Annotated in this window: 17 protein-coding genes; 10 read left to right on the top strand and 7 right to left on the bottom strand. The window is 66.4% G+C overall.

Features of this window, described 5'->3' with window-relative positions:
* Positions 1-187 precede the first annotated feature (187 nt).
* The 7 genes from EO139_RS18690 to EO139_RS18720 form a co-directional block, all read right to left on the bottom strand.
* A complete protein-coding gene (locus EO139_RS18690) occupies positions 188-1,366 on the bottom strand; it encodes a PQQ-dependent sugar dehydrogenase (RefSeq protein ID WP_126971910.1) in 1,179 nt (392 codons plus the stop codon).
* 346 nt (positions 1,367-1,712) lie between these two features.
* Entirely contained in the window at positions 1,713-2,045 is a 333-nt protein-coding gene (locus tag EO139_RS18695) for a hypothetical protein (RefSeq protein ID WP_115677782.1), read from the bottom strand.
* 187 nt (positions 2,046-2,232) lie between these two features.
* Positions 2,233-2,730, bottom strand: a complete 498-nt coding sequence (locus EO139_RS18700) for a hypothetical protein (RefSeq protein ID WP_104584121.1) — start codon at positions 2,728-2,730, stop codon at positions 2,233-2,235.
* A gap of 88 nt (positions 2,731-2,818) precedes the next feature.
* A complete protein-coding gene (locus EO139_RS18705) occupies positions 2,819-4,126 on the bottom strand; it encodes an APC family permease (RefSeq protein WP_104584120.1) in 1,308 nt (435 codons plus the stop codon).
* Positions 4,123-4,899 (bottom strand): L,D-transpeptidase family protein, encoded by a 777-nt coding sequence (locus EO139_RS18710; protein ID WP_104650021.1) that lies wholly within the window; start codon positions 4,897-4,899, stop codon positions 4,123-4,125. The genes EO139_RS18705 and EO139_RS18710 overlap by 4 nt, the downstream gene beginning before the upstream one ends.
* 399 nt (positions 4,900-5,298) lie before the next feature.
* A complete protein-coding gene (locus EO139_RS18715; RefSeq protein WP_126971912.1) occupies positions 5,299-6,396 on the bottom strand; it encodes a dipeptide epimerase in 1,098 nt (365 codons plus the stop codon).
* Positions 6,393-7,805, bottom strand: a complete 1,413-nt coding sequence (locus tag EO139_RS18720) for an SH3 domain-containing protein (RefSeq protein ID WP_126971914.1) — start codon at positions 7,803-7,805, stop codon at positions 6,393-6,395. The genes EO139_RS18715 and EO139_RS18720 overlap by 4 nt, the downstream gene beginning before the upstream one ends.
* A gap of 312 nt (positions 7,806-8,117) precedes the next feature.
* On the opposite strand from EO139_RS18720, the gene EO139_RS18725 reads away from it, so the two are divergent.
* The 10 genes from EO139_RS18725 to EO139_RS18770 all read left to right on the top strand — a co-directional run bounded on the left by EO139_RS18725 (position 8,118) and on the right by EO139_RS18770 (position 15,655).
* The gene (locus EO139_RS18725) at positions 8,118-8,924 is read left to right on the top strand and encodes an N-acetylmuramoyl-L-alanine amidase (RefSeq protein ID WP_126971916.1); all 807 of its coding nucleotides are present in this window, start codon (positions 8,118-8,120) and stop codon (positions 8,922-8,924) included.
* Positions 8,925-9,022: 98 nt separating this feature from the next.
* Positions 9,023-9,769, top strand: coding sequence for a M15 family metallopeptidase (locus EO139_RS18730; protein WP_206515165.1), 747 nt, complete (start codon positions 9,023-9,025; stop codon positions 9,767-9,769).
* 77 nt (positions 9,770-9,846) lie between these two features.
* Positions 9,847-10,044 carry a CPXCG motif-containing cysteine-rich protein gene (locus EO139_RS18735; protein WP_104584113.1) on the top strand — a complete coding sequence of 66 codons (198 nt, stop codon included), beginning with the start codon at positions 9,847-9,849 and terminating at the stop codon, positions 10,042-10,044.
* 137 nt (positions 10,045-10,181) lie between these two features.
* Positions 10,182-10,559 (top strand): hypothetical protein, encoded by a 378-nt coding sequence (locus tag EO139_RS18740; protein WP_119131680.1) that lies wholly within the window; start codon positions 10,182-10,184, stop codon positions 10,557-10,559.
* Positions 10,560-10,783: 224 nt separating this feature from the next.
* Positions 10,784-11,146, top strand: a complete 363-nt coding sequence (locus EO139_RS18745; RefSeq protein ID WP_104584111.1) for an EF-hand domain-containing protein — start codon at positions 10,784-10,786, stop codon at positions 11,144-11,146.
* 300 nt (positions 11,147-11,446) lie between these two features.
* Positions 11,447-11,854: an EF-hand domain-containing protein gene (locus EO139_RS18750; protein ID WP_206515169.1), complete on the top strand. Its 408-nt coding sequence runs from the start codon at positions 11,447-11,449 to the stop codon at positions 11,852-11,854.
* Between the two features lie 37 nt (positions 11,855-11,891).
* Complete coding sequence (locus EO139_RS18755) at positions 11,892-12,650, top strand: HAD family hydrolase (protein ID WP_115677786.1); 759 nt, start codon at positions 11,892-11,894, stop codon at positions 12,648-12,650.
* Positions 12,651-12,907: 257 nt separating this feature from the next.
* Positions 12,908-13,483: a hypothetical protein gene (locus EO139_RS18760; RefSeq protein ID WP_119131682.1), complete on the top strand. Its 576-nt coding sequence runs from the start codon at positions 12,908-12,910 to the stop codon at positions 13,481-13,483.
* 29 nt (positions 13,484-13,512) lie between these two features.
* Positions 13,513-14,130, top strand: coding sequence for a hypothetical protein (locus EO139_RS18765; RefSeq protein ID WP_104650075.1), 618 nt, complete (start codon positions 13,513-13,515; stop codon positions 14,128-14,130).
* A gap of 157 nt (positions 14,131-14,287) precedes the next feature.
* A complete protein-coding gene (locus tag EO139_RS18770; protein ID WP_126971920.1) occupies positions 14,288-15,655 on the top strand; it encodes a VOC family protein in 1,368 nt (455 codons plus the stop codon).
* The last annotated feature ends 37 nt before the right edge of the window (positions 15,656-15,692 follow it).

The raw sequence follows: 15,692 nt of genomic DNA on the forward strand, positions 1-15,692 counted from the left end.
CCGTCATCGGGTCACAGGTGACGCAGGCGCGTGACTGATCGGTGTTGCCACGGTGCGTGGATTCTGCGTGCGTCGCGACATGCACCGCACCGGATCGAACGTGGCTTGGCCGCGAAAATCGTGGCCACCGCCAGCACGCGGTTGACGTGTGGCGGTGGCACGATCCCCTGGACGCATTTCCGTGCAATTACGCGTCGTTCTCGACCGCCGCCTTGCTCTTGGGCGTCAGCTTGAGCAGGCGCCCGGTGCTGCCGCTGGCTTCGTCTTCCAGCAACCACAGCGCGCCGTCCGGACCCTGTTCCACTTCACGAATGCGCGCGCCCATGTCGTAGCGGGCCAGCTCACGCGGCTGATCGCCAAGGGACACCTGCACCAGCGCCATCGACGACAAGCCGCCGATGAAGCCGTTGCCGCGCCATGCAGGAAACTGCTTGCCGCTGTAGATCACAAAGCCGGCCGGCGAGATCACCGGAGTCCAGCTGATCTTGGGCGCGGCAAATTCCGGGCGGGTATTGTGGTCCGGGATCGGGGTGCCGTCGTAGTTGTCTCCGTTGGAGACGACCGGGTAACCGTAGTTGGCGCCGCGCTGGATCAGGTTCAGCTCATCGCCGCCAAGCGGACCCATTTCGTGTTCCCACAGGCGCCCCTTGCCGTCGAAGGCCAGGCCGAGAATATTGCGGTGACCCAGCGACCACACCTGCGCGGCAACGCCGCCCTGCGCAGCGAACGGGTTGTCGGCCGGCACGCTGCCGTCATCATTGAGACGGATCAGCTTGCCGAGATTGGCTTGCATGTCCTGGGCCGGGGTGAACTTCTGGCGCTCGCTGGAGCTGATCCACAGCTTGCCATCCGGGCCGAAGGCCAGCCGATGCCCGAAGTGACCGTTGCCGGTGACCTTGGGATCCTGGCGCCAGATCACCTTCAAATCCGACAGCGTGCCGCCGCCGGTGCCATCCAGCGTGAGCTTGGCCCTTGCCACCGCAGCGCCGCGCGTATCGCCCTGCCCGGGTTCGGCGTAGCTGACATAGACCAGGCCATTCTTGGCAAAGCGCGGATGCGCCAGTACATCGCCGAAGCCGCCCTGGCCGCCGTAGGCCACTGCCGGAATGCCGGTAATGGCGCTCTTGCGTTTGGTCTTGAGGTCAAGCCGCATCAGCGCACCGCGTTTTTCGCTGACCAGCAGGCTGCCATCCGGCAGGAAGGTCATCGCCCAGGGCTCGTCAAAATCGGCAACGGCGGTGGCCTGGAACGGCCACTGCGCCTTGGGAATGGCGGCAGCCGGCGCGACGGCAGGCGCAGCACATGCGACGGTGGTAGTGAACAAGCTGGCCGAGCAGGCCAGGGCAAGCAGACGTCGGACAGACATGAGGTCCTCCAGGGGATGGGCGCAGTGACGTTGCAGCCCTCCCGCAACGTGTCCTGCGTTGGGTTTTCAACACCTTACACGACGCCGTCGGGGCCGCCCTTGTCGTAGATCACTCTCTGCGGAACGCGCTTATCCCGAATCGTTGTTTCACCATGAAGCGAGTTTCGGTGGCTGCATCGCACTAGGGCAGCCCGTCCGGTGCGATCGCGTGTGAAAGGACAGGCCCGATGCGGTGAGGCGGACGATGCATCGCGCACCGTGCCGCCAGCATTGGAAAGGCATCCGCCGCCACTGCTGCGCGAGCTGGTGATACAACAACGCCACCTCGACGGTGGCGTTGTTGTGTTCAGGGCTTGGACTTGTTGTCGCCGGCGACGAAGTCAGCCGCATTTTCCCAAGCGCGCTTGACTGCGTGACGCGCCTTGCTCCAACTCAGGCCATTGGTGCCGCGGTTGGCTTCCCAGTCGCGGTGCAACTCCGCTTCCACCTGGTCGTAGGCACGCGCGTTTTCGCGGATACGCGCCTCGTGCCCGGCAAGGTAGGCGCCTTCGTAGTCCTCGTAGCGGTCCCCTTCGGTGTAATACGATTCTTCGGTGAAGCGTTCGCGCCAATAGTTGGATACGTTCTGGCTGCGGTCTTCGTCCGGCGCACGGCCTGGAATCTGATACGGCACGTTCATGCTCGTCTCCGTGGTGAATGTGCGCTCTAACCTAGGCGGGCGGGTGTTAAATCCGTTGCCAGGGCGGGTGAGGAGGGCATCAAGACATGTCGGCATCTGACAACTGCTTGCCGGCCGCGCTGTGTGGCATGCCGCGTCGTCGATGCCGGACGCGACGCATGCGAGGCTGCCAGTGCGTGCGCACGCATCACGTCGCAGCCGATGCAGCTTCATACGGCAGCGGCGTGGCGCCGGCGGCATTCAGGCTGGCCTCTGCGTGCTGCAGCGATGGCTCGTCGGCATCGATGATCACCAGCACGCGCCCTGCCTGGATTTCGTCCTCGAATTGACGGCGTACCGGGTCGGGCACGGTGGCGCCGATCAACGCAGATGACCAGGTGCCGACCAGAGCCCCTGCCAACGCCATGACGCCTGCCCCGGCAATGGTGAGCCCGATCGGAGGCACGGCGATCGCGACCAGCCCGGCCACCAGCCCCGCAGCGCCACCGGTCGCGGCGCCGCGCGCTGCGGCGGGGAGAAAATCGGTCTTGGCATCCTTGCGCTCGTCGGGAATGCCTTCGAGTTCGATATCCGAACGGGCAATCAACGACAGCGCATCGTTGTCGATGCCGGCGCTGCGTGCGGCCTGCATGACGCGTTGCGCACTCTCGATATCGGGTGTGCTGTAGACACGGCGCAGTTTCATTGCAAGCTCCCATGCAGGTCAGGGCTGCAGCGTTGGACGCGCGCGGTTAGTCGTACGTGAGCGTTGCGCGAGCGTCCTGCGAAAGTGGTTATGCAGGCTTGCGCGGGAACAGGTAGATCACCCAGCCCACCAGCAGCGCCACACCGGCGGCCGCCAGGTTCTGCCAGCTGGCGCTGGCGAGCAGGCCCAGCGACAGCAGCAGCGCGGCGATGGGAATGGCCGGCCCGCCGGGCAGGCGCAAGGTGTCGGTGCGTTGCCGGTAGCGACGCGCCAGCACGATCACTGCCGCGGCCGTGCCGATATAGGCAAACAGCCGGGTGACCATCGACAGCAATGCCAGCTGCGTAAACGAGCCCGACACCGCCAGCGCCAGCGACAGCACGCCCTGGGTCAGCACCGCCGCTGCCGGGGTGTGGAAGCGTGGATGCACACGTGCCAGAAATGCCGGGCCGTAGCCGTCTTGCGCCAGCGCGAACAGAAAGCGCGGCCCGAGCATGACCGTGTTGCTGGTGGTGCCGAGGATGGAAATGGTGGCGCCGACGGTGAGGATCAGCGCCAGCGCTTCGCCGCCGAAACGGCTTGCGGCATCGGCCAGGGGCGTGGGCGAGGCGGCAAGATTGGGCAGCGTGCCTTGTGCCACGACCTGGACCGCCGCATAGATCAAGGTGACGGTGACGATCATGGTGATCAGCGCAAATGGCACATCGCGACGCGGGTTGCGGTACTCGCCAGCGGCCGCAGGGATGTTTTCGAACCCGGCATAGGCGAACAGCAGCAGCAAGGCCGCTTCGCCGAGATTGCCCAGGTCGCGCAGGTCCGGCGTGGTGCCGGCAAAGGCCCACGACCAGTCCACGTAGAACACGCCGATTGCCACGAACAGCAGCAACGGCACCAGCTTGCCGATCACCAGCGCAATGCCGGTACGCGCAGCCGATTTCACCCCGATCACGTTGATGGCGGTGAGCACACCCAAAGAACCGACGACCACCAGCAGGCGCGCCCAGTGATCGGTTGCCACTGTCGGCCAGAACCGCGCGACCGCGTCAGCCAGGCCGTTGCTCAATGCCGCTGCCGAACTGATGCGGGTGAGCCAGATCATCCAGCCGATCTGAAAGCCGACAAACGGGCCGAACGCCTCACGCGTGTACAGATAACTGCCGCCCGGGGTGTCGAAATAGCTCGCCGCCTGCGCGTAGCACAACACCAGCAGTGCCACTGCCAGACCGGCCAGCATCACTGCCCACAGGCTCATCGGCCCGAGCAGCGCAGCGGTGGCCGCCGGCAGCAGGTAGATGCCGCTGCCGATGACATCGTTGATGGACAAGCCGACGATCTGCCAGCGGCTGACCACGCGGACCAGGCCAGTGGGGTCGGGTGCGGGAGCCGCGCTGCTCATCGGCCGACCTCCTTCAACTCGGGCAACTGCCACTGGGCCTGCAGGCGTGCGTATTCGGCACGCGGCAACAGCACGAACAGCGGTGTGTCGTCGGGCTTCAACCAGGCCAGCAGGCGTTGCATATCGGCTGGCGCCATCGCAGTGCAGCCGGCGGTGAACTGGCCCGGCGTGCGCCATAGATGCGCGAAGATGCAGCTGCCGTGCCCGGGCACCGCATCGGGATTGTGCGCGATCACAAAGCCCTCGCTGTAGCGCGCATCGCCGGGATGTTGCAGGTCCAGGCGCATCGGTTCGCTCGACCCGGCCACTGCGGCCTCCCCGACCTGCGCGGCGTCGACGATACGGTTGTACAGCGGCGAGCTCGGCACATCCATGCAGTAGTGGGTGGCGCTCATCGCCTGGTACGGCATGGCGCTGTCGATCTGTTGGGCGTAACCGAAGGCCGGGCCGATCGCGAACACACCGGCCGGGCTGCGGCCGTCGCCTTCGCGCTTCTGCGGGCCTTGCGTCTGCTTTGGATGCAGGCCATCGCCCCAGGCGCTGCCGTGGCGCCCGAGCGCGACCGTAAAGCCCGGTGCGGCCGGTTGCCAGTGACCGTCCACACGGGCGAATGTCTGCAGGCGTGCCTGGGTGCTGTCCCAATCCGGCGTGGTCACCACGACCAGTGCGCGCGCCTGATTCAAGGCGTCGATTGGGCCGGCAGCGACGGCAAGGCTGCTGCAGCTTGCCAGCGCCAGCAGCGCAACGGATCGAAACACGGTGGCAAGGCGCATGCAGGCTCCGGGGGGATGGGTCTGGCAGGGTGAGCTGCGTTGAGTCGATCGGCTGTTGGCGGCGACAGTGCGGTGCCTCTACACTGCATTGCTGACCAACACCTTATCGCTACTGTACCCAGCAACGCAGCTGTGTAGTGCATGCATGCGCGATGTTCCTGTGCGTGCTTGGCGGGCCTTGGAGCGGCTGAAACCATTCGAGAGTGCGGGTATGCATGGTTTCAGTAGGGCAACCGACGAACTCTCTGGCGCGGTGCCCTGGCCGTTTGCGGGACCGTGTGGCGCATGGATGCCGCCACTGAGCCTCCACGGACGGATTCACGGCGTGTCCTGCGAGCGGCGAGGGCACCGCGCGCTCGACAGACCGACCGACGCGGCTTGGAAATATCCAATGACGCGTTAGCCCGGCAACAGCTCCAGCCCGCGGATGCGGCGGATCCCCAGGCCTGGCGAGTCGTCGATATGGATCCGGGCATCGTCGAAATGCACGCCGCCCTCGGTGGGATCGAACTGCCCGAGTGCAGGCGCATCCAGATCTGCCAGGGTGATGCTGTCGGCCTTGGCCACGGCCAGATGCACTGCCGCGGCCACGCTGACGCTGGATTCGATCATGCAGCCGATCATGCACGGCACGCCGTACACGGCCGCGATATCGGCAATGCGGATCGCATTGGATAGCCCGCCGGTCTTCATCAGCTTGATGTTGACGATATCGGCGGCGCGGCGCTGGATGAGGTCGATCACCTGGACCGGCGAGAACACGCTTTCGTCGGCCATCACCGGCGTGTCGATCCGTGCGCTGACAAACGCCAGCCCGTCGATGTCCGCGGCCTTGACCGGCTGTTCCACCAGTTCCATCACGATGCCGGCGTGTTCCAGCGTGCGCATGGTGCGCACCGCCTGTTTGGGCGTCCAGCCCTGGTTGGCATCCAGGCGCAGCGATGCGCGACCAGCGACAGCGGCATGCATCGCCATGATCCGTTCGACGTCCGAGTCGCTGTCCTTGCCGACCTTGATCTTCAGCGACCGATAGCCGCGTGCGAGCGCCGAGTGCGCCTGCGCCACCATCACCTCGATGCTATCGACGCTGATGGTGATGTCGGTGGTGATGCGCGGCGTGCCGCCGCCAAGCGCCTGGTAGAGCGGGGTGCCGAAGCCCTGCGCCCACAGGTCGTAGAGCGCGATCTCCACCGCCGCCTTGGCGCTGGTGTTGCGCTCCAGCGCGTGTTGCACCAGCACGCATAGCCGGTTGAGATCGGCCACGTCCTGGCCGATCAACGCCGGGCCGATGCAATGGCTGATGGCGGCGATGATGGCGCCGTGCGTATCGCCGGTGATCGGCGCGGTGGCCGGCGCGGCGCCATAACCGATATGGCCGCTATCGGTCTGCAGCAGCACCACCACGTCCTCGATCGCCTGCACGGTGCGGACCGCTGTCTTGAACGGGGTCTTCAATGGCACGCGCAGCATGCCGAGGCGAAAGCCGGTGATCTTCATGGGGAGCCAGTCGGTGCGATGCGTTGGATGCGGGTGATGTGATCGACGAACGGCGTGCCATCGCTGGCGAGCAAGGGCAGCAGCGGCGTCACCGACACACCGTTCAAGCGCGCGCGCTGCACGCTGCCGGACGCGTCGCGGTAATGGGCACCGGCCACATCATGGATCACCCATGGTGCGCCGTGCTCGTGTCCGATCACCAGCATCACATGACCGGGGATATAGATCAGATCGCCGACCTGCAGCCGTGCAAGTTGCTGCAGGCGCTGCGGCAGTGGCGCCTGCGTCTGGAACGGAACGCCGAGCAGTGCCGGACTGCGTGCCTGGTCGCCGGTATTGCGTGGCAATGCGATGCCCAGGCTGCGATACACATCCAGCACGAACCCACTGCAGTCGCGCGCATCGTAGTCGTTGCCCCAGCCATAGCGTTCGCCGAGGAATTTGAACGCCTGCTGCAGCAATGCCGCAGGCGTGGCCGGCAGCGGGCCAAGGCGCACGTCGGCGCCGCGCGGAATCAGTGCCGGCACCAGCTGCAAACGCCCGTCGCTGCCGCGCAGCGGCAACTGCACGACATAGGCAGCCTGCGGCAGCTGCCCGTTGACCGGCTGTTGCGGCGGCCAGTCGCCGAGCAGCGGCACGCTGGTGCCCATGTCCAGCGTCAGTGCGGAGACGGCCGGCACGTCCGGGGTGTAGGCGCTCTGCACGCGTGCGCCGGTGACCAGCAGCTGCGGGCGGCGGCGTGCGTAGTCCAGCACCTCGCGACGCGTGCCCAGGGCAATCCGGTCGGCAGCAATCCAGGCCGCATAGTTGGCCGCCAGCACGAAGTGCCATGCACCATCGGCGCTGGTATGCAGCACTGCCACCGGCGTGCCGGGGTAGAGCGCCGATTCCTGGAAGCGGTCGATATCGTGGTCGTCGGTGGTGCTGAACACGCGCTGCGCGGTGGGGAAGGTGCGCAGTGCCGCGCGCTGCACCACCAGGGCAAACCGTGGCACGACCTGTGCGGGCAGCGCCTCCAGTGCCAGGGCCTGGCGCAGCGTCGCAAGGTGCGAGGCATCGATGCTGCGCCCATTGCTGTCGTAGAGCGCACGCGTCGGTGTGGCCGACCGTGCTTCGATGCGCGCGCGCACCTCGGCCGCGGGTAGCACCTCGGCCAGCTGCGACAGGTCGTGCATGGAGCCATCGTCGCGCAGCAAGCGCGCATTGAGGCTGGCAATCTGCGCGGCCGTCATGCGCAGCGTCTGCGCGTTGCGACTGCGCTGGATCCAGTAGTCGGCCGCCAACTGCGCATCGCTGGCCGCAAATGGCGCGGTGTGCGGCGTTGGGGTGGCAGGGTTTGCCGCAGCGGCACCGCAGGGCAGGCCGATGACCAGCAGCAACAACGTCAGCAGGCAGCGCGACAATGGCATGAAGAAGACTCTTGAGGGGTGCAGCGACTGACGAGAAATCTGTGCAAGGAACCACGACCGCAAGCGCCGTGTGGAGGTGCGAGGGCTGCGCCGGTTTGTAGTGTACGCATGCACACGTATCCCTGGCGTGGCTTGCATGGTGCTGGGCGCTGGCCGGGTTCGGAGGTGTCTGCGCAGCCGCCGGCCTGTCGCCTGCCGCAGCGGCGTGACGCACGCCATCGCCCACCCGGCAGATAATGGGCGCCTCGCATGCGCGGCCCATCGGGGCGCAGGTACAGCGCACGCCCCTTGTCGTTTCGCCAGGAGAATCCGATGTCATCTGCTTCCACGCCATCGCTATTGCCCTGGCTACGCGCCGCGCTGTGTCTGGTGGTGCTGTCATTGGGCGCGTGTGCGCACACGCCGCAGCGCAATCCGCTGGCCCGGTGGGTGCCTTCGCCCAATTACGACGCACGGCGGCCGATCCTGATCGTGCTGCACTTCACCGACCAGCAGTCGGTGCCGCAGAGCCTGGGCACGCTGCGCGGGCGCAATAGCGGCGGTCGGGTCAGTGCGCACTATCTGATTGGCGAAGATGGCACACGCTATCAACTGGTCAGCGACGACCAGCGCGCCTGGCACGGCGGTGCCGGGCGCTGGGGCACCATCACCGACATCAACTCCGCCTCGATCGGCATCGAGCTGGACAACGACGGCAGCGAGCCGTTCGCGCCCGCCCAGATCGACAGCCTGCTGGTGCTGCTGGACGACCTGTGCACCCGCCTGCGCATCCCGCGCACCCAGATCGTCGGCCACGAAGACGTGGCCCCGACCCGCAAGAACGACCCCGGCCCGTTGTTTCCGTGGAAACGCCTGGCCGACGCCGGCTTCGGCCGCTGGCCTGCCGCCGATGCCCCTGCCGCGCCGGCAGGTTTCGATCCCTGGCAGGCGCTCGCCTTGCTCGGCTACAGCCTCGACGATCCCGCCGCCACCCTGCAGGCGTTTCATCATCACTACCGCAGCAGCGACGCCCGCACGCTGGATGCCGAGGATGCGCGCATCCTGCATGCGTTGACCGGGCCGCTGCGACTACCCGGCCTGCCGGCTGCGGCAGAACGGCTTGAGAGCGACGGTTCATAGGTGCATCGTGGTCGCAGCCGCCATGCGTCTTCTTGGCGAGCCGATACGGACGCGATACTTCCGGCGCAGTGTTTCCATATGGTTGCAAAGGAGAAACGATGAGGCACATCAAGTCGGCACGGACATTATCTTCTCGGTTTCGGGGCAAGGTCTGTTGTGCCCTGCTGTCGATTGCGTTGGTGCCGTGCGTTGCCACAGCCGCCCAGGTGCACATCTCTTCAGCAACGACCGCCGCACAAGCCGGTCTGGTCAATGTGCAAGACCTCGCGCCGGAAATCGTGTTGGACATGCGTTATGCGGGCAGCAACAACTTCACCGGGCGCGTGGTGCCGGGGTATCTGGCGCCCACCTGCTATTTGCTGCGTCCGGCCGCGGAGGCCCTGGCGCGGGTGGCGCGGTCGCTCAAGCCCCAGGGCTATCGACTGCAGGTGTTCGATTGCTACCGGCCGGTGCGGGCGGTGCAGGCATTCGTGGCCTGGGCTGCGGATCTGCAGGACCAGTCGACCAAGGCGCAGCACTACCCGCGCGTGGACAAACGCGCGCTGCTGGGCGACTACATCGCCGAGACCTCCGGGCATAGCCGCGGCGCAACGCTGGACCTGGGGCTGCTGGACTGCCGGCACGGCCCATGCCAGCCGGTGGAGATGGGCACCGAGTTCGATTTCTTCGATGCGCGTGCGCATACCGATGCGCGCGACATCAGCCCGGTACAGCGTGCCCACCGCCAGCAGTTGTTGCATGCGATGGCGGCGGAGGGATTTGCCAACTATCCGATGGAGTGGTGGCACTTCACGTTCCGCCCCGAGCCGATGCCGGAGACCGCGTTCGATGTGCCGGTCAACTGAATGACGCGCCGCAGGCGGTGACGCGGCACCGCACTATCCCTGTTGTCCATCACTCCAAGCCGCTGCAAGGAATTGCCATGTCCGACCCGGAACGCTTTGTCGATATCGCCTGCCCGTATTGCGGGGAGTGGATCACCCTGACGCTGGATCTGACCGGCGGCGACCAGCATTACATCGAAGATTGCCAGGTGTGCTGCAAGCCGATCTCGGTCAGCGTGCAATGGGATGAAGAAGGCGAAGCGCAGGTGCGTGCGCGCGGGCAGGACGATGCGTGAGCACGGCGTGTCGCGGGATCGGGCAGCTGGATCACCCGGCCCAGCCTCGTTCGCATCACCGCTCGCGCCTGCGGCTTTGGCCGGGATCCATCCACCGCAACCGCTAGACTGATGCGCCTGCTGCCTGGATCGTCACGATGAATCTGCCCCTGCACTTCGGTCTGCTCGGTTCACTGGAGGCTGGCCTGATCGCGTTGGTGCTGGGCGTGCTGGTCTTCGCGGCGGTCGAGCACCTCGGCCGGCGTCTGCACTTCAGCCACGGGCACACGCTGGGCATTGCCTGTCTGCTCGCGGTCGCCATCGGCGGCGGCTACGACATCTGGAATCTTGTCTATACCAGCATCGTGCGGCTGGAGTCGCCGCTCTACGCGCGTCTGGCACTGGCCAGGATCCACGATCCGAATGAATTGGGATCGCGCGTGGTGCTGGAAGTGGCCGGGGCGATCGCGGGCGTCGTGGTGGGTTGGAAACTGTTCAGCTCCGGCAGCTGGGACGACGAGGCGCCGACCGCGTAAAACTACGCACTGAAATGCGGCGTGGTTCGCATATTTCCATGCATTGAATGCGGTGCTTCTGTTTGGCTCACCGAGGTCTAACAGACGACTAGACGCAAACATTCGGCGGGTGGTTAAGAGGATGTTTTGCAGGAAATTGCAGCGGGTTTTACGTTCATTCGGGCTGGGTAAGGTGGGGCCATGTGCGGCGACACCGCGCATTCCCAAGCCAAGGAGACCACCCAATGAAGAATCGCAACCGCACCTCGCTGCTCGCCGCCACCGCCGCTCTTGCCGCCGCCCTGGCGCTGCCGGCCATGGCGCAGAGTACGCAGCAGGATGCCGCCGCGACGTCGGCCCAGTCGGGAAGTTCTGCCACCACTGCGGCGCAGCCTGCGCAATCCGGCGGCGGCCAGACCTGGGCGAGTGTCGACACCGACAGCGACGGCGCCATCAGCACGCAAGAGGCCCAGGTCAACGCCGGGCTCGCGCAGATCTTCAATGACGCCGATTCGGACAAGAACGGCAAACTGACTCCGGATGAATACAAGGCGTTTGTCGTCAAGCAGCAGGGCGGCGCCGCGGCAAGCGGGTCGCAAGGCAACTGAGGGCAACTGAGGAAGGAGTACGCAACGCAGTGAATTCGTTTGCTGACAGTTCTTTCGATACCAGGAGGCAGCTTCCGCAGTCGCAGTTGTTTGAACAGCGGTTCGATCCGCAGCATCGCGGTCAGATGCCCGGCTCGAGCATGTACTTGAGCAAATAGCAGCATGACCAGGTAACAGGATGGACACGCGGGAGCGATCTGCCAGGGTCGCTCCCGTTTTCTTTACGTGCGCCGCGCTACATTCGCCGGCCCGTCTCCTTGGCACATGCCCATGCTGCCGCGCATTGCCGTGTTAATCGGCCTGTCGAACCCACTGGGGGCCCTGGCGGCGCCGCCAGAGTTGCCGCCCGCCAACCCGCCGCGTGCGGGGTCTTCCAGCGCAGGACCGACAGCACCGGTAATGGCGCCGTTGCCGATCGACCCACCGTCGCCTGCCACCACGCCCTTGCTACCGGCCGACGCTGCCGCGCCATCGGGCGCCAAGGGTGGGGCAGAGGCCGCGCTGGTGCCACAAGCCGGCACGCTGGCGCCACGCACCTTCCGCAGCCTGGACAGCGATGCCGATGGTGCATTGACGCCGGCCGAAGCCGGCGCCGACCCCGTCCTGCGCGAGAATTTCGCCGGCTTCGACAGCAATGGCGATGGGCGCCTGTCGCGCGACGAATTTGCCAGCTACCAGCCCGGCCCGGGCGATGCCGCAGGGGATTGATCGCAGCAGCGCTCCAGTGCGCTGCTAAACTGTCGCGATGAGCTCTCTTGCACAGCGCGACGGCCAGGCGATCCAACTGGTCGGCTTCGACGGCGACGATACCCTCTGGAAAAGCGAGGACTATTACCGCACTGCCGAGGCGGATTTCGAAGCGATCCTGGCTGCGTATCTGGATCTGGGCGACAGCCGCATGCAGCAGCATCTGCTGGCGGTGGAGCGGCGCAATCTCAAGGTGTTCGGCTACGGCGCCAAGGGCATGACGCTGTCGATGATCGAGACAGCGATCGAACTGACGCAGGCGCGCATCAACGCACGCGACATCCAGCGCATCGTCGAAATCGGCCGGGCCACGCTGCAGCACCCGGTGGAGGTGATTGCCGGCGTGCGCGAGGCGGTCAGCGCGATCGCCGCCGACTATGCGGTGGTGCTGATCACCAAGGGCGACCTGTTCCACCAGGAGCAGAAGATCGAGCAGTCCGGTCTGGCCGATCTGTTTCCGCGCGTGGAGGTGGTGTCCGAAAAGGATCCCCACACCTATGCGCGCGTGCTGGGCGAGTTCGACCTGCCGGCGCAGCGCTTTGTGATGATCGGCAATTCCCTGCGCTCGGACGTGGAGCCGGTGCTGGCCATCGGCGGCTGGGGGATCTACACCCCGTACGCGGTGACCTGGGCGCACGAGCAGGAGCACGGGGTGGCCGCCGACGAACCGCGCATGCGCGAAGTGCCCGACGCCGCCGGCTGGCCGGCGGCGGTGCATGGCCTGGATGCACTGGCCAGGCAGCACGCGCTAAGCTGAGCACCACGGCACGCGTCTGCGGGTATGGGGAGCGGCCGCGGCCGCTTGGGATACCTGCTCCGTATCGACTCGCCTTAGGTCGTCGCACCGCCGTGGTAGTGGCTGGATTTTCCACGTCGGCTGCAGGAGCCAGGGGTGGGCGTGACCGAGGCGCCGGTTTGCAGATGCTATGAATCAACATGCGGGCGTATCGCAGTGCCCGCCAACAGGACGTTCCGGCCACCAGGCGTGCGTGGCCGACCTTGGAGGGATTGCCCATGAACATGTTGTCCGTCATCCATCATGCAGTGCTGGCCGTTGCGCTAGGGCTGCTTGTGGGCGCCACGCCGCTTGCGGCGGCCGAGCTGGAAGAAGAAATCATCAACCCGAGCGAGGTGATCTTTCGCGACGGGCAGCCGTACTACGACGATGCGGGCGACTATGTGCGTCTTCGCACGCGCAAGGTGGGTGGGGAGACCGTGTATTTCCGCACCGTCCGCTTCGACCGAGAGCAAGGCTATGTGGATGCGCACGGCCAGAGCATCGCGACATTGCAGTCCCGCCCGACTGCGGGCGATCGCGCTTCCGCGTTTTCGGCCGATCGATATTCCGATGCCCGATACGGCGGTGCCTATAGCGGTTATGGCTATGGCCGTGAGCTACGGTTTGGTGCATCGCGCAACCGTCCGTATGGGCAGATCTACTACGGCAACGGCCTGTACGGGCCGGACCCGTACAGCAGCCCGCACAACCGCGATGCGCGTCAGCGTTACATCGGTCCCGGTTACGTGGGCTCCTGCGACCTGAGCGGCTGCCGCGAGGTGCATTCCATCGGCTTTTACGATCTGCGCTGACACGCGTGTGGCCTGACACCGGCGCGTGCATGCGGCATCATCGGGGCATGCCTGCCTTCCGCTCCCCTCGGTTGCGATCGCTGCCACTGCTGGCTGCCCTTCTGGCTCCGGCGCTGGCAATGGCACAGGGCGTACCGGCGCCGGCTGCCGGCATCCCGGCGCAGGAGGCTGCGCCGGCGGTGATGCCCGGCACCGGCGATGCGTGGGTGGACCAGCATCTTGCCGATATGGGCAGCTATGCGCAGCGCTATCCCGACAGTTTCATCGATGAGGTTGCCCGCTATACCGAGACCCCGCGCGGCTATGTGCAGGCGCTGTTGCAGGTGCATGGCTGGCATGCCGGCGACATCTACTTCGCCTGCGCGTGGGCGCACACGGTGCAGCTGTCGTGCCGCGAAAGCGTGCGCGCCTACACGCGCGACCATCATGACGGCTGGGAGGGTGTGATCACGCGGCTGTCGGTGGCACCGGATAACGCGCATCTGCGCGCGCTGCGGCATGCCATCGTCGCCAGCTACGACCGCTGGGAACGGCCGATCACCCTGGACGCACTGCTGCGTCGCCAGCTCGGCGATCATGCGCAACGGCTGGAGGCTGCGCGCGAGGCCAGCGAGGCGGCCGACGCCGCAGCGCAGGCGGGGTTGTAACGCGGCGCAAGGCGTTTCGCCGGAGTCGGGCGTGCTACGGCCGGCTGTCTGCGCGGCAACGCGCGGACGCGATGCTGCCGTGCAGCTGGTCGCCGCGGGGCGCGGTCGGCGAGAATGCCGCAACGTCGGCGTTGGCCGGCACTGCCAAGACCAGCCCATGCGCGATACCGTGTTTGTCTCCCCCGATCACATCCGCAGCCTGTTCGCGCAGGCGATGTCGGACATGTATCGCGCCGAGGTGCCGTTGTACGGCGACCTGATGGCGCTGGTGGCGCAGGTCAACGCCGACACCCTGAGCGCCGATCCGGCCCTGGCCGCGCGCCTGCAGCGCAATGACGAGCGTGCACGCCTGGATCTGGAACGGCATGGCGCCATCCGGGTCGGCACGGCGCAGGAACTGGCCACGCTGCGGCGGCTGTTTGCGGTGATGGGCATGCATCCGGTGGGGTATTACGACTTGTCGGTAGCGGGTGTGCCGGTGCATTCCACCGCGTTCCGCCCGATCGACGAGGCGGCGCTGTCGGCCAATCCATTCCGCGTGTTCACCTCCTTGCTGCGGCTGGAATTGATCGAAGACGCCGCGCTTCGTGCGCAGGCGGCGCAAATCCTGGAGCAGCGGCAGATCTTCACTGCCGCCGCGCTGGAGCTGATCGAACAGCATGAGCGTCATGGTGGACTGGAAGCGGCGCAGGCGCAGCAGTTCGTGGCCGAAGCGCTGGAAACCTTCCGCTGGCATGGCGATGCCACGGTCTCGCTGCCGACCTACCGCGCGTTGAGCCAGGCGCACAAGCTGATCGCCGACGTGGTGAGTTTCCACGGCCCGCATATCAATCACCTGACGCCGCGCACGCTGGATATCGATGCGGCGCAGGCGCAGATGCAGCGCGCCGGTATCGATGCCAAGGCGGTGATCGAGGGGCCGCCGCGTCGGCGTGTGCCGATCCTGCTGCGCCAGACCAGCTTCAAGGCCCTGGAAGAGCCGGTGCGCTTTGTCGGCGACAGCGGGCAGGCCGAGCACGGCACGCATACCGCACGCTTCGGCGAGATCGAACAGCGCGGACTCGCACTGACCCCCAAGGGCCGCGCGCTGTATGACGCGCTCTTGGCGCAGGCCCGCGACAGCGATGGCGCGGGCAGCACCGGCGTCGATTACGCCACGCGCCTGCAGACCGCGTTCGTGGCGTTTCCCGACGACGAAGCCGTGCTGCGTCAGGAAGGCCTGGGCTATTTCCGCTACGCGCTGACCGAGGCCGGACGTGCCGACCCCGCGCAAGTGGCGGCACTGCCGGCAGAAACCGCGATTGCGCTCGGTCTGCTCAGTGCCGATCCGATCATCTATGAAGACTTCCTCCCGGTGAGTGCGGCCGGCATCTTCCAGTCCAATCTCGGCGGCGCCGAGCAACGCGCCTACGCCGCCCATTCGAGCAAGCGCAGCTTCGAACAGGCGCTGGGTGCGCAGGTACACGATGAGTGCGCGTTGTACGCACAGCTGGAACGGGCGTCGCTGCAGGCGTTGCTGGTGTAGCGGTCCCGCCGCGGCGCGTGCGTGTGCAGGCCTGCGA

The organism is Xanthomonas sp. BRIP62411, from assembly GCF_003993525.1.
GTDB lineage: Bacteria > Pseudomonadota > Gammaproteobacteria > Xanthomonadales > Xanthomonadaceae > Xanthomonas > Xanthomonas euroxanthea.

Bases quoted from the DNA above. Each gene is read 5' to 3' on its own strand.
- EO139_RS18695 (WP_115677782.1), bottom strand. From the start codon at position 2,045: ATGAACGTGCCGTATCAGATTCCAGGCCGTGCGCCGGACGAAGACCGC.
- EO139_RS18745 (WP_104584111.1), top strand. From the start codon at position 10,784: ATGAAGAATCGCAACCGCACCTCGCTGCTCGCCGCCACCGCCGCTCTT.
- EO139_RS18770 (WP_126971920.1), top strand. From the start codon at position 14,288: ATGCGCGATACCGTGTTTGTCTCCCCCGATCACATCCGCAGCCTGTTC.
- EO139_RS18690 (WP_126971910.1), bottom strand. From the start codon at position 1,366: ATGTCTGTCCGACGTCTGCTTGCCCTGGCCTGCTCGGCCAGCTTGTTC.
- EO139_RS18710 (WP_104650021.1), bottom strand. From the start codon at position 4,899: ATGCGCCTTGCCACCGTGTTTCGATCCGTTGCGCTGCTGGCGCTGGCA.
- EO139_RS18735 (WP_104584113.1), top strand. From the start codon at position 9,847: ATGTCCGACCCGGAACGCTTTGTCGATATCGCCTGCCCGTATTGCGGG.
- EO139_RS18725 (WP_126971916.1), top strand. From the start codon at position 8,118: ATGTCATCTGCTTCCACGCCATCGCTATTGCCCTGGCTACGCGCCGCG.
- EO139_RS18715 (WP_126971912.1), bottom strand. From the start codon at position 6,396: ATGAAGATCACCGGCTTTCGCCTCGGCATGCTGCGCGTGCCATTGAAG.
- EO139_RS18760 (WP_119131682.1), top strand. From the start codon at position 12,908: ATGAACATGTTGTCCGTCATCCATCATGCAGTGCTGGCCGTTGCGCTA.
- EO139_RS18700 (WP_104584121.1), bottom strand. From the start codon at position 2,730: ATGAAACTGCGCCGTGTCTACAGCACACCCGATATCGAGAGTGCGCAA.
- EO139_RS18730 (WP_206515165.1), top strand. From the start codon at position 9,023: ATGAGGCACATCAAGTCGGCACGGACATTATCTTCTCGGTTTCGGGGC.
- EO139_RS18765 (WP_104650075.1), top strand. From the start codon at position 13,513: ATGCGGCATCATCGGGGCATGCCTGCCTTCCGCTCCCCTCGGTTGCGA.
- EO139_RS18755 (WP_115677786.1), top strand. From the start codon at position 11,892: ATGAGCTCTCTTGCACAGCGCGACGGCCAGGCGATCCAACTGGTCGGC.
- EO139_RS18740 (WP_119131680.1), top strand. From the start codon at position 10,182: ATGAATCTGCCCCTGCACTTCGGTCTGCTCGGTTCACTGGAGGCTGGC.
- EO139_RS18705 (WP_104584120.1), bottom strand. From the start codon at position 4,126: ATGAGCAGCGCGGCTCCCGCACCCGACCCCACTGGCCTGGTCCGCGTG.
- EO139_RS18720 (WP_126971914.1), bottom strand. From the start codon at position 7,805: ATGCCATTGTCGCGCTGCCTGCTGACGTTGTTGCTGCTGGTCATCGGC.